Here is a 13,168-nt window from a genome sequence, read left to right as displayed (position 1 = left end):
TCGGCGCCGATTCCGGATCCGGGCTGGGGCCCGGATCGCGCGGGCAGGCGAGGCGGCGGCGAAGGTTTTCATGCGGCACCAGCGATGTATCCATAACTAGCAATACATAACGAGGACGAGGACATGGCACATTTCGAATTGGTTGAAAAAATGGCCCCGAACGCGGTCATCAAGGTCGTCGGCGTGGGCGGCGGCGGCGGCAACGCCGTGGCGCACATGGTCAGCGGCAACGTCGACGGCGTGGAGTTCATCACCGCCAACACCGACGCCCAGGCGATCAAGAACTGCGGCGCCAAGCTGCAGCTGCAGCTGGGCAGCAACGTCACCAAGGGCCTGGGCGCGGGCGCGAATCCGGAAGTCGGCCGTCAGGCCGCGCTGGAAGACCGCGAACGCATCATGGACGCGCTGACCGGCGCCGACATGGTCTTCATCACCGCCGGCATGGGCGGCGGCACCGGCACCGGCGCCGCGCCGGTGGTGGCGCAGCTGGCCAAGGAGATGGGCATCCTGACCGTCGCCGTGGTCACCAAGCCGTTCCCGTTCGAAGGCCGTCGCCGCATGCAGGTCGCGCTCAAGGGCATCGAGGAGCTGTCGCACCACTGCGACTCGCTGATCACGATCCCGAACGAGAAGCTGATCACCGTGCTCGGCCGCAACGCGACCATGATCCAGGCCTTCCGCGCCGCCAACGACGTGCTGCTGGGCGCCGTGCAGGGCATCGCCGACCTGATCGTGCGTCCGGGCCTGATCAACGTCGACTTCGCCGACGTGCGCACCGTGATGAGCGAGATGGGCCTGGCGATGATGGGCACCGGCTCGGCGCGCGGCGACGATCGCGCCCAGGCCGCGGCCGAATCGGCGATCCAGAACCCGCTGCTGGACGACGTCAACCTGTCCGGCGCCAACGGCATCCTGGTCAACATCACCGCCGGTCCGGACTTCACCATGGCCGAGTTCGACGAGGTCGGCCGCACCATCGAGGGCTTCGCCTCTGAGGATGCGACTGTGGTCATCGGCACCGTGCTCGATCCGGACATGCAGGACGAGGTCAAGGTCACCGTGGTCGCCACCGGCCTCAACCGCGTCGCCGCCAAGCAGTCGGTGCGCGGCCAGGGCTACGAGCGCGAATCGCAGCGCGCCCCGATCCAGCTGGTGCGCAATGCGACCACCGGCCAGCCGGAGTTCTCGGCCATGGACGAAATGCCGTCCTCGCCGATGCCCAGCTTCGGCGGCAGCCTGCGCGGCGGTTCGCGCCCGGTCGAGACCTCGGCCCCGGCCGTGGCCGACTTCGGCAACGACAGCAGCTACCTGGACATCCCGGCGTTCCTGCGCCGGCAGGCGGACTGAGTAACGAGTAGTGAGCGCAGAGGAGTGAGGCGCGAGTAAGCGCAGCTTTCGCTCACTTCTCACTTCTCTCAGCTCGCTCCTGCAGTACACCCCCGGGCCGGACTCGTCCCCTGGCCCGGGGGGCAGCACTCCGCCGCACGCTCAGGCGCACGGCGTTTGGACCGGTCGACCCGTCCCTAGGCGGGTCGACCGGTCGGTTTCTCCGCGCGGGAATCCGGTATGGGAACCCGGGTAGGACACTGCGTCCTTTCCGTTCAGGTTCAGGGTCCTGCGTGCTACCCTTGCGCGGTTTCGACCCCGTCCCGATAGTGATGGCGTCGGCCGCAGAACCAGAATCCACGACCGGCCGCCGTTCCCCAGCAGCCCAGGCAGATCCTCCCCAGAACCATGTTGCGTCAGCGCACCCTCAAGAACGTGATCCGCGCCACCGGCGTGGGCCTGCACAGCGGCGAGAAGGTCTTTCTCACCCTGCGCCCGGCCCCGGTGGACAGCGGCATCGTGTTCCGGCGCGTCGACCTGGATCCGGTGGTGGAGATCCCCGCGGCCGCCCAGCTGGTCACCGAGACCGTGCTGTGCACCGGCCTGACCCAGGGCGCCGGCAAGGTCATGACCGTCGAGCACCTGTTGTCGGCCCTGGCCGGCCTGGGCATCGACAACATCTTCATCGAACTGTCCGCGGCCGAAGTGCCGATCATGGACGGTTCGGCCGGCCCCTTCGTGTTCCTGCTGCAGTCGGCGGGCATCGCCGAGCAGGAGGCGCCCAAGCGCTTCATCCGGATCAAGCGTCCGGTCGAAGTCCGCCACGGCGACAAGGTCGCGCGCTTCGAGCCCTACGACGGCTTCCGCCTGGGCTTCACGGTGGTGTTCGACCATCCGGCGATCCCGGCCTCGCAGTCGCGCGCGGAAGTGGAGTTCTCCACCGAGAACTACATCCGCGAGGTCAGCCGCGCCCGCACCTTCGGCTTCATGCGCGACCTGGAGTACATGCGCGAGCGCAACCTCGGCCTGGGCGGCTCGATGGACAACGCGATCGTGCTGGACGAGTTCCGGGTGCTCAACGACGACGGCCTGCGCTACGCCGACGAATTCGTGCGCCACAAGATCCTCGACGCGGTCGGCGACCTGTACCTGGCCGGGCACCCGATCATCGGCGCCTACGAGGGCTACAAGTCCGGTCACGCGCTCAACAATCAGCTGGTGCGCGCCCTGCTGGCCGAGCGTTCGGCCTGGGAAGAAGTCACCTACACCGACGTCGACGCGCCGCCGGTGGCCTACGGCGAGCCGGTCACGGCCTGAGCCTCGCGCCCGACCCGGCACAGCCCGGGAACACAGGGTGCACAAAGCATGACCCCAACGTGCGACGGATCACAGACGTGAACGTCCGGTGACGCTTTAACTAAATTTTAACGGATTTTTTCCGTTTCTTTAGTGCGTTCTTAACAAATTCAAGGGTTTAGGCCGTTAGCATGCCCCGACCCGGCCTCATAGCCGGCGGCGGCACGGACCGTGCCAGCCGTCGAACGGTGGTCAGGCGGCATCATCCGAACCCGATGGATCGGGTTCCTTGAGCGATGCCAGGGCGTCCGCCAAAGCTTTTTGCGCGTACGCCGACATGGGTAAGGCTTTCCGGGCCGGTTGCACAGGCGCAGCCGCCGGCGCTGTCGTTTTGACGATCAGTTCAGCTGCATCCAGCCCGACGGAACGGGCCGCGTCGAGTAGTTCAGGAGCCGCGAGCCGCAGCTTGGCCCGCCACACCGGAGCATCGACGACAAATACGAGCTTGCCGTTCTCGAAGTTAGCCAGTCGCGCGTGCGCGGCCAGCGAAGGCGGCAAGAGGGGGCGTAACCGTCGGTCCAGACCGTCCAGCCAGAGCGCTCGACGGATCGGGTTCCCCGCCGGCTCCGCGAGCAGCGCTTCGAGCGCGTCGCGAGGGGTCGAGGGGGGGCGCGTTGGTGGTTTGGACTTGGAATCAGACATAGAACAAATGACCTATCAATCCATCGTAAACAAATCGCGGGCGCAGCTGGGTACGTTCTTCCAGCACGTCGGCCACTTCGGCGGACGTCGCCCCGCGGTCGCGGTAGCCCTGCTGCTGGGCACCGGCGTGGCGCTGGGCGCCGGCGCCGGCATCGCCGACAACGCCATGCTGCGCGCCCAGGTGCGCGATCAGCAGGCCCAGATCGACGCCACCCGCCGCGACGCCCAGCGCGAGATCAACGCCCTGGCCGCGCGCATGGGCGAGCTGCAGGCCGAGGCCAACCGCCTCAACGCGCTCGGCGAGCGCCTGACCCGCATCGGTCAGCTGCAGGACGGCGAGTTCGACTTCAACAAGCCGGTCGGCCAAGGTGGTGCCGGCCCGGTCCGGGACATGCCCAAGGCCGAGTTATCGGTGGGTATGGCCAAGCTGGACGGCCAGTTCAAGGCCTCCGGCGAGCAGCTGTCGGTGCTGGAGTCGCTGCTGTTCAATCGTCAGCTCGACATGAACGCCGTGCCGTCGCGCGCGCCGATCGCCAACAGCTATATCACGTCGGGCTTCGGCGGTCGCGCCGATCCGTTCAACGGCGGTAGCGCCTTCCACAAGGGCATCGACTTCGAAGCCGACGTCGGCGATCCGGTGCTGGCCGTGGCCGACGGCGTGGTCAGCTATTCCGGCGTGCGTTCGGGCTACGGCAATGTGGTCGAGGTCGACCACGGCAACGGCTACGTGACCCGCTACGCGCACAACTCGCGCCTGCTGCTGAAGGTCGGCGAGCTGGTCCGCGCGGGCCAGGAAGTGGCCAAGGCCGGCTCCACCGGCCGCTCCACCGGCGCCCACGTGCACTTCGAGGTATGGGAGAACGGTCGGGTCGTGAACCCGGTCAAGTTCTTGAACCAGCAGTCGCCGCTGCGCGGCTGAGGCCGAGGCGGGCCTGCCTGCGAGCCACTGGCCCGCGGCCCGCCTAACGTCCGCCGCGCCGGACGCGCACTCAGGGCCCGGCGTCGGTTTCGAGCACCACACCGCTGCGGCGCCCTCGGGCGCCGTTCGCGTTTTCGGGCCGGTGCGCATGAATGCGCGACCCGTCGTCGGCCGGCCTTGCCCCTTGCAAGCGCGGGGGCGCGGCCCAAGCTAGAATGAGCGTTGGCTTAAGACCAGGCTCGATGCGATCGGGGCGCCACGCGCTCCGATTCCGTCTCTGGACCTTCCTCAATCGGGAACTCGCCGGCGGTTAAGCGTTCTTAACGCGTTCCGTCCCCGGATTCCTGTTTCGCTTCACGGACCCGTTCATGCTCAACAGCCTGCTTACCCGCGTTTTCGGCAGCCGCAACGATCGCCTGCTGCGCCAACTGCAACGCTCCGTCGTCAAGATCAACGCGCTCGAACCGGAGATGGAAAAGCTCTCCGACAGCGAGCTGCAGGCCAAGACTCCCGAATTCCAGCAGCGCATCGCCGCCGGCGAGAGCCTGGACAAGCTGCTGCCGGAAGCGTTCGCGGTCTGCCGCGAAGCGTCCAAGCGCGTGCTCGGCATGCGCCATTACGACGTGCAGCTGATCGGCGGCATGGTCCTGCACCTGGGCAAGATCGCCGAAATGCGCACCGGCGAGGGCAAGACCCTGGTCGGCACGCTGCCGGTCTACCTCAACGCGCTCGAGGGTAAGGGCGTGCACGTGGTCACCGTCAACGACTACCTGGCGCGTCGCGACTCGGCCTGGATGGGCCGTCTGTACAACTGGCTGGGCCTGAGCGTCGACGTGGTCTATCCGGGCATGGCGCATAGCGACAAGCATGCCGCCTACGCCGCCGACATCACCTACGGCACCAACAACGAATTCGGCTTCGACTACCTGCGCGACAACATGGCGCTGTCGAAGGAAGACCGCTTCCAGCGCGGCCTGCATTACGCGATCGTCGACGAGGTCGACTCGATCCTGATCGACGAGGCGCGCACGCCGCTGATCATCTCCGGCCCCGCCGACGAGTCGCCGGAGCTGTACATCAAGGTCAACCGCGTGGTGCCGTCGCTGATCCGCCAGGAGAAGGAAGACGGCGAGGGCGATTACTGGGTCGACGAGAAGGGCAAGCAGGTGCACCTGTCCGAGTCCGGTCAGGAACACGCCGAGGACCTGCTGCGCCGCGCCGGCATCCTGCAGGGCGACGAAGACAGCCTGTACGGCGCCAACAACCTCAGCGTCGTGCATCACCTCAATGCTGCGCTGCGCGCGCACGCGATCTACCAGCGCGACGTCGACTACATCGTGCGCGACGGCGAGGTCGTGATCGTCGACGAGTTCACCGGCCGCACCCTGGCCGGCCGTCGCTGGTCGGACGGTCTGCACCAGGCGGTGGAGGCGAAGGAAGGCGTGCCGGTCCAGCGCGAGAACCAGACGCTGGCGTCGATCACCTTCCAGAACCTGTTCCGCATGTACAAGAAGCTGGCCGGCATGACCGGTACGGCGGACACCGAGGCCTACGAATTCCAGAGCATCTACGGCCTGGAAGTGATCGTGATCCCGACCCATCGCACCATGGTGCGCAAGGATCACCCGGACCAGGTGTTCCTCAACCGCGCCGGCAAGTACCGCGCGGTGCTCAACGAAATCAAGGACGCGTACAGCCGCGGCCAGCCGGTGCTGGTCGGCACGACCTCGATCGAAGTCTCGGAAATGCTCAGCCAGCAGCTGCGCGAGGCCGGCGTGACCCACGAGGTGCTCAACGCCAAGCAGCACGAGCGCGAAGCCAACATCGTCGCCCAGGCCGGACGTCCCGGCGCGATCACCATCGCCACCAACATGGCCGGCCGCGGCACCGACATCGTGCTCGGCGGTTCGCTGGAGAGCGAGCTGGCCGAACTGGCGGCGCAGAACGAAGGCCAGCCGGTCGACGAAGTCACCCATGCGCGCCTGAAGGCCGAGTGGCAGCGTCGTCACGACGCGGTCAAGGCTTCCGGCGGCCTGCATATCGTCGGCACCGAGCGCCACGAATCGCGCCGTATCGACAACCAGCTGCGCGGCCGTGCCGGTCGCCAGGGCGATCCGGGTTCCTCGCGCTTCTACCTGTCGCTCGAAGACAATCTGATGCGCATCTTCGCGGCCGACTGGGTGCAGCGCGTGATGGCGCGCATGGGCCTGAAGGAAGACGACATCATCGAAAGCCCGCTGGTGACCAAGCAGATCGCCAACGCGCAGCGCAAGGTCGAGGCCCATAACTTCGACATCCGCAAGAACCTGCTCGACTTCGACGACGTCAACAACGATCAGCGCAAGGTGATCTACGGCCAGCGCGACGAGCTGCTGGAAGCCGAGAGCGTGCAGGACAACGTCGACGGCATCCGCGAGGACGTGGTCGCCGACCTGGTCGCGCGCTACGTGCCGCCGAATTCGGTCGACGAGCAGTGGGACCTGCCGGGCCTGGAAGCCGGCATCGCCGAGGAGTTCGGCGTGCAGGTGGAGATGGTCGATTTCGCCCGCAGCCACGACGAGCTCGACGCCGACGGCGTCGCCGCGCGCGTGGTCGAGGCGGTCAACCAGCACTTCGCCGATCGCGAAGTCCAGCTCGGCGCCGAGACCATGCGCATGCTGGAGAAGCACATCATGCTCAACGTGCTCGACCAGAACTGGAAGGAGCATCTGGCGCGCATGGACTACCTGCGCCAGGGCATCCATCTGCGCGGCTATGCCCAGAAGCAGCCGAAGCAGGAGTACAAGAAGGAAGCCTTCGAGCTGTTCTCGGACATGCTGGAGAAGGTCAAGCGCGAAGTGGTCACGCTGCTGTCGCGCGTGCGCATCCGCAACGAGGAAGAGATCGCGGCGATGGAAGCGCAGGAACGCGCGCAGGCCGAGGCACAGGCCCGGCAGATGCAGTTCCAGCACGCCAGCGCCGGCGGCTTCGGCGCCGACGAGGAGGCCGCGCAGGTGTCCGAGGAAGCCTTCGCCAACGTCGGCCGCAACGATCCCTGCCCCTGCGGCAGCGGCAAGAAGTACAAGCACTGCCATGGGCAGTTGGCCTGATACTCGACGCCCTCTCCCGTCCGCGGGAGAGGGTGGGCCGAGGTCCGAGCCCCCGCGACCGTCGCCGAAGCCGCGCCGGTCGCCGCAAGCCGCATGTCCATGAGCGATCCGATCGCCGCACCGTCGCCGCGGTCCGAACGCGTGGTCGAAGTGGTGGCCGGTGTGATCCGCGACGCGCGCGGCCGCATCCTGTTGACCCGCCGCACCGAGGGTCGCGATCTGGCCGGGCTGTGGGAGTTCCCGGGCGGCAAGCGCGAAGCCGGCGAATCGCCCGAGGCCGCGTTGCAACGCGAACTGCACGAAGAGCTGGGCATCGACTGCGAGGTCGGCGCGGCCCTGATCGATGTGCCGCAGGCCTATCCCGACAAGCGCCTGCGCCTGGACGTGCGCGAGCTCAAGCACTGGCGCGGCAGCGTGCGCGGCCGTGAAGGGCAGGCCCTGGTCTGGGTACCGCCGGCCAAGCTGGCCCGCTACCAGATGCCGCCGGCCGATCGACCGGTGGTCGCGGCGCTGCTGCAGCCCGATCGCTATCTGGTCACGCCCGCGCCCGGTGGTGCCGACGATGCGCGTTGGCTGGCGGCGCTGGAGCGTGCGCTGGCCGCCGGTGCGCGCCGGATCCAGCTGCGCGCGCCCGACACCGCGCCCGAGCGCTGGCGTGCGCTGGTGGCCGCGGCGGTGCAGCGTTGCCGCGCGGCGGGCGCCGAGGTCCTGATCAACGGCGACGTCGAGCTGGCCCTGGCCCTGTCGGTGGGTCTGCACCTGCGTGCCGCGCAACTGCGCGAGCACACCCGGCGCCCGCTGCCCGCGGAGTTGCCGCTGGCCGCGTCCTGCCACGACGCCGACGAACTGCGCAGCGCGCAGGCGTTGGCTTGCGATTTCGCCGTCGTCGGCGCGATCCGCGCCACGCCCAGCCATCCCGGTGCGGCCGGGATCGGCTGGGACGGCTTTGCGGCCCTGCGCGAGGCGGTGTCCCTGCCGATCTATGCGATCGGCGGGCTAGGTCCGGGCGACATCGCCGCCGCGCGTGCGCACGGCGCCCAAGGCGTGGCCGCGATCCGCGGCCTGTGGCCCGACGCGGTCGCCGAAGCGGCGGCCTGAAAGCATCGGCGGTACGGGCCGCCGCCTGCGAGCGGATACCGCTGAGGCGCTGCCTGATTCACAAGCCGCGATTCTTGAACGGTCGGTGCCGGCCTCGGCGCGATTCCGGCGACTGTGAAAGCGCCGCGATTAGCGCGCTTTGATGGCAAGCGCAGAGAAGCGATCGCGGCTCACGCCGCTCCCACACAACGCGGTGCCCCGGCTCAGCCGGCGGCCAAGGCCCGATAGCGTCGGTCCAGGGCCGCGACCTGGCGGTCCAGCGCGTCCAGCGGGCCGTCGTTGACGATCACGTCGTCGGCGATCGCCAGGCGCGCCGCGCGCGTGGCCTGGGCCGCGATCATGCGTTCGGCCAGCTCGGCCTCGACGCGGTCGCGCGCCATCACGCGCGCACGCTGGACCTCGACCGGCACGTCGACCAGCAGGATGCGCTGCAGCCAGGGGTAGGCCTCGCGGCCGCCGCCTTCGGTGAGCAGGGGAATGGCCGCGATCGCATAGGCGCCGGGCGCGCGTTCGCATTGTTCGCGCAGCAGGGCGCGCACGCGCGGATGGACGATCGCTTCCAGGCGCCGGCGCGCGTCGGGGTCGGCGAACACGCGGCGGCGCATCGCGGCGCGGTCCAGGCCGCCCTGGGCGTCCAGCACCTGCGCGCCGAACGCGGCCACGACCTCGGCCAGCCCCGCGGAGCCGGCTTCGACCGCCGCGCGGGCGGCCAGATCGGCATCGGCCACGCTCACGCCCAGCGCTTCGAAACGCCGGGTCACTTCGCTCTTGCCCGAGGCCACGCCGCCGGTCACCCCGACGCAGAACGCGGCCATGGCGGTCAGCGCAGCCCGGCGTAGCGCATGTACGCGCCGACCAGTTGCTCGCCCCAGAAGAACACGACCCAGCCGGCGATCGCGAGATAGGGCCCGAACGGTATCGGGGTGGCCTTGTCGCGTCCGCGCGCGGTCAGCCAGATCGAGCCGATGATGGCGCCGACCAGCGAGGACAGCAGGATGGTCGGCAGAATGCCCTTGAGCCCGACCCAGGCGCCGATCGCGGCCAGCAGCTTGAAGTCGCCGTGGCCCATGCCTTCCTTGCCGGTCAGCTGTTTGAACACCCACCACACCGACCACAGGCTCAGATAACCGGCGATCGCGCCGAGCAGCGCCGGCTTGGTGGTGAAGTACAGATTGTCGGAACTGGCGATCAGGCCCAGCCACATCAGCGGCAAGGTGAGCTGGTCGGGCAGCAGCTTGGTGCGGAAGTCGATGCCGGACAGCGCGATCAGGAAGGTGCTGAACACGATCGCGCCGAAGCCCTGCCAGCCGAAGCCGAAGCGCCACACGCAGGCCAGCACGGCCAGCATGGTCACCAGTTCGACCAGCGGGTACTGCGGCGAGATCGGGGTCTTGCAGCTGCGGCAGCGGCCGCGCAGGAACAGGTAGCTGAAGACCGGGATGTTCTCGTACCAGCTCAGCTGGTGCTTGCAGTGCGGGCAGTGCGAGCGCTCGACCACGATGCCGGGCGGCGGCGGGTCGTAGAGCTCGGGCAGCTCCAGGATCTCGCGGGCGTCGCGGTTCCACTGCCATTCCAGCCGCTTGGGCAGGCGCAGGATGACCACGTTGAGAAAACTGCCGACCAACAGCCCGAAACCGGCCGCGAGCGGAAAGCCGAGGCCGGGGTTCTGATCCAGGAATGCCATGCGTGAAGGATAACCCCGGGGCGGTCAGATCGTCGCGGCGAGCTTGAAGATCGGCAGGTACATGCCGATGACCATGCTGCCGACCACGACGCCCAACACCACCATGATCAGCGGCTCGAGCAGGCTGGACAGTGCGTCGACCGCGTTGTTGACCTCTTCCTCGTAGAACTCCGCGACCTTGAACAGCATGGTGTCGAGCGCGCCGGCCTCTTCGCCGATCGCGGTCATCTGGATCACCATGTGCGGGAACAGGTTGACCTGCTTCATCGACATGTTGAGCTGGTAGCCCACCGAGACGTCGTCGCGAATGCGGCGCACGGCTTGCTCGTAGACCACGTTGCCGGTGGCGCCGGCGACGGTGTCCAGCGCCTCCACCAGCGGCACGCCGGCCTTGAAGGTCACCGCCAGGGTGCGCGCGAAACGCGCGATCGCCGAGTTGTGCAGGATCTGCCCGACCACCGGGATCTTCAGCATCATGCGGTCGAGGAAGTGGGCGAAGGCCGGGGATCGGTTCTTGGCCATGATGAAGCCGACGATGGTGCCGACTATGATGAACAATACCGCCCACCAGTATTTGATCATGAAGTCGCTGGCGCCGATGATCATCAGGGTGAACGCCGGCAGCTCGGCGCCGAAGCTCTGGAAGGTCTTCTGGAACTGCGGGACCACGAAGATCAGCAGGATCGCGCTGACCAGGATCGCCACCGCGACCACCGTGGCCGGGTAGAACAGCGCCTTCTTGATCTTGCCCTTCAGGCTTTCGATGTTCTCCTTGTAGCTGGCGACGGTGTCGAGCACCGTTTCCAGCACGCCCGCCGATTCGCCGGCCTTGACCAGGTTGCGGTAGAGCTCGTCGAACTGGACCGGATGCTTGCTCAGCGCCTCGTGCATCGAGGAGCCGCCTTCGAGATCGGCGCGGATGGTATTGATCAGCGTCTTCATCTTCTGGTTCTTCTGGCCACCGGCCATGATCTCCAGCGAGGTCACGATCGGCACGCCCGACTTCATCATCGTCGCGATCTGGCGGCTGAAGATGGCGATGTCGCGAGGCGTGATGCGCTTGCCGGCGCCGCCCAGGAACGGCTTGCCCTTGGGCTTGACCGTGCCGGGCGTGATGCCCTGGCGACGCAGTTCGGCGCGCAGCATGTTGGCGTTCTTCGCCGACTGCTCGCCCTTCATGACGACGCCGCGCTTGTCCTTGCCTTCCCAGACAAAGATCTCGAGCGGATTGGGGCGGCGGACGGTCGGCTGCTGCTTGGTCGCGGTGCGGGTCGCGGACATGGTTTAGTCCTTGGTAACGCGGTTGATTTCGGAGAGGCTGGTGACGCCGTTCCTGACCTTCATTAACGCCGACTGGCGCAGGTCGCGGACGCCGGACTTCAAAGCGGCGGTCGCGATCTGCATCGCATTGCCGCCTTCCAGCACGATGGCCTGGATCTGTTCGGTCATGGGCATGACCTGATAGATGCCGGTACGGCCCTTGTAACCTTCGGTGCAGTCCGGGCAGCCGGCGGCTTCGTAGATCTTCAGGCCGCCGACGATCTCGTCGTGGCTGAAGCCTTCGGCCAGCAGCGCGTGTTCGGGCAGGTGGACCTCGCGCTTGCAGTCGTGCAGGCGGCGGGCCAGGCGCTGGGCGATGACCAGGGTCACCGAGGAAGTGATGTTGTACGGCGCGACGCCCATGTTCATCAGGCGCGCGATGGTCTGCGGCGCGTCGTTGGTGTGCAGGGTCGAGAGCACCATATGGCCGGTCTGGGCGGCCTTGATCGCGATCTCGGCGGTCTCGAGGTCGCGGATTTCGCCGACCATGATCACGTCCGGATCCTGACGCAGGAAGCTGCGCAACGCGGCGGCGAAGGTCATGCCGCGCTTCACGTTCATCTGCACCTGGTTGATGCCCGGCACGCGGATTTCGACCGGGTCCTCGACCGTGGAGATGTTGCGCATGTCGTCGTTGAGGATGTTCAGCGCGGTGTACAGCGACACCGTCTTGCCCGAGCCGGTCGGGCCGGTCACCAGGACCATGCCGTAGGGCTTGACCACGGCGCCGACGAACAGCTCCTTCTGGTCTTCCTCGTAGCCGAGCTTGTCCACGCCCAGGCGCGCGGCGCTGCCGTCGAGGATACGCAGCACGATCTTCTCGCCGAACAGGGTCGGCAGGGTGCTGACGCGGAAGTCGATCTGCTTGGTCTTGGACAGGTTGAGCTTGATGCGGCCGTCCTGCGGCACGCGCTTCTCGGCGATGTCCAGCTGCGCCATGACCTTCAGGCGCGCGGCGATGCGCGGGCTGAGCTTGACCGGTACCTTGGCGACCTGTTTGAGCAGGCCGTCGATGCGCAGGCGCACGCGATAATCGGTTTCGTAAGGCTCGAAGTGGATGTCCGAGGCGCCGCGGCGGATCGCGTCCACCAGCACCTTGTTGACGAACTTCACCACCGGGGTGTCGTCGCCCTTGGCGTCGACGCCGCTGTCGCCGGCGGCGGTCAGGTCGTCGTCGCCGCTACCGACGTCGAGCGTTTCCAGGCCCTCCTCGTTGACGCCTTCGCCGAGCGCGTCGGCCGACTCCAGCCACTGGTCCAGGCTGCGCCGGATCGTGTCCTCGTCGACCAGGATGGCCTCGATCACCAGGTTGGTCTGGAACTTGATCTCGTCCAGGGCGCGGGTGTTGGTTGGATCGGCCAGGCCCACGAACAGCTTGTTGCCGCGCTTGAACAGCGGCAGCACGCTGTGCTTGCGCACCAGTTCCTCGCTGACCAGCTTGATCGCCGATTGCGAGGCGTCGAGCGTGGCGGCGTCGAACAGCGGCACGCCGAACTCGATCGAGTTGGCGGCAGCCAGCTGCCCGGCCGAGACCAGGCGCTTTTCGGACAGGTAGGTCGCGATCGGCTTGCGTTCGCTGCTGGCCGTGGCCATGGCTTCGCGGGCCGCGGTCTCTTCCAGGGCGCCGTCCAGCACCAGGCGCCGGGCAATGCCGGTGATCCCCACCAAGTTGGCGGTAGCGACGCTAGACATCGCAGTCCTCGGTTTTTCCCCGGTCCGACTTTACCCCAATCC

General features: G+C 67.6%; 10 protein-coding genes. 5 read left to right on the top strand and 5 right to left on the bottom strand.

Going from position 1 to position 13,168, the window contains the following annotated elements; translation table 11 throughout:
• The first annotated feature begins 123 nt into the window (after positions 1 to 123).
• Positions 124 to 1,347: a cell division protein FtsZ gene (gene ftsZ, locus BMZ45_RS03655; RefSeq protein WP_056179188.1), complete on the top strand. Its 1,224-nt coding sequence runs from the start codon at positions 124 to 126 to the stop codon at positions 1,345 to 1,347.
• A gap of 387 nt (positions 1,348 to 1,734) precedes the next feature.
• Positions 1,735 to 2,643 (top strand): UDP-3-O-acyl-N-acetylglucosamine deacetylase, encoded by a 909-nt coding sequence (gene lpxC / locus BMZ45_RS03650; RefSeq protein ID WP_056179191.1) that lies wholly within the window; start codon positions 1,735 to 1,737, stop codon positions 2,641 to 2,643.
• Between the two features lie 231 nt (positions 2,644 to 2,874).
• Here the strand turns inward: lpxC and BMZ45_RS03645 are convergent, their stop codons facing one another.
• On the bottom strand, positions 2,875 to 3,324 hold the full coding sequence (locus BMZ45_RS03645; protein ID WP_082576486.1) for a DUF721 domain-containing protein: 450 nt from the start codon (positions 3,322 to 3,324) through the stop codon (positions 2,875 to 2,877).
• 7 nt (positions 3,325 to 3,331) lie between these two features.
• On the opposite strand from BMZ45_RS03645, the gene BMZ45_RS03640 reads away from it, so the two are divergent.
• The 3 genes from BMZ45_RS03640 (at position 3,332) to BMZ45_RS03630 (ending at position 8,430) form a co-directional block, all read left to right on the top strand.
• On the top strand, positions 3,332 to 4,243 hold the full coding sequence (locus tag BMZ45_RS03640; protein WP_091632530.1) for a M23 family metallopeptidase: 912 nt from the start codon (positions 3,332 to 3,334) through the stop codon (positions 4,241 to 4,243).
• Between the two features lie 368 nt (positions 4,244 to 4,611).
• On the top strand, positions 4,612 to 7,332 hold the full coding sequence (gene secA, locus BMZ45_RS03635; RefSeq protein ID WP_091632527.1) for a preprotein translocase subunit SecA: 2,721 nt from the start codon (positions 4,612 to 4,614) through the stop codon (positions 7,330 to 7,332).
• A gap of 99 nt (positions 7,333 to 7,431) precedes the next feature.
• Positions 7,432 to 8,430, top strand: a complete 999-nt coding sequence (locus tag BMZ45_RS03630) for a Nudix family hydrolase (protein WP_091632525.1) — start codon at positions 7,432 to 7,434, stop codon at positions 8,428 to 8,430.
• Between the two features lie 203 nt (positions 8,431 to 8,633).
• On the opposite strand, the gene coaE is transcribed toward BMZ45_RS03630, so the two are convergent.
• Genes coaE through pilB form a run of 4 tightly spaced genes read right to left on the bottom strand, consistent with a single transcriptional unit; the run spans position 8,634 to position 13,126 of the window.
• The gene (coaE, locus tag BMZ45_RS03625) at positions 8,634 to 9,245 is read right to left on the bottom strand and encodes a dephospho-CoA kinase (protein ID WP_091632522.1); all 612 of its coding nucleotides are present in this window, start codon (positions 9,243 to 9,245) and stop codon (positions 8,634 to 8,636) included.
• A gap of 5 nt (positions 9,246 to 9,250) precedes the next feature.
• The gene (locus BMZ45_RS03620; protein WP_091632519.1) at positions 9,251 to 10,114 is read right to left on the bottom strand and encodes a prepilin peptidase; all 864 of its coding nucleotides are present in this window, start codon (positions 10,112 to 10,114) and stop codon (positions 9,251 to 9,253) included.
• A 24-nt stretch (positions 10,115 to 10,138) separates the two neighbouring features.
• Positions 10,139 to 11,395, bottom strand: a complete 1,257-nt coding sequence (locus BMZ45_RS03615) for a type II secretion system F family protein (protein WP_091632517.1) — start codon at positions 11,393 to 11,395, stop codon at positions 10,139 to 10,141.
• Positions 11,396 to 11,398: 3 nt separating this feature from the next.
• Positions 11,399 to 13,126, bottom strand: coding sequence for a type IV-A pilus assembly ATPase PilB (pilB, locus tag BMZ45_RS03610; protein ID WP_091632514.1), 1,728 nt, complete (start codon positions 13,124 to 13,126; stop codon positions 11,399 to 11,401).
• Positions 13,127 to 13,168 lie beyond the last annotated feature (42 nt).

The organism is Lysobacter sp. cf310, assembly GCF_900114355.1.
Classification (GTDB): Bacteria; Pseudomonadota; Gammaproteobacteria; order Xanthomonadales; family Xanthomonadaceae; genus Lysobacter.
The sequence above is the reverse complement of the archived record's forward strand: the minus strand, read 5'-3'. Positions and strand labels throughout refer to the sequence as shown.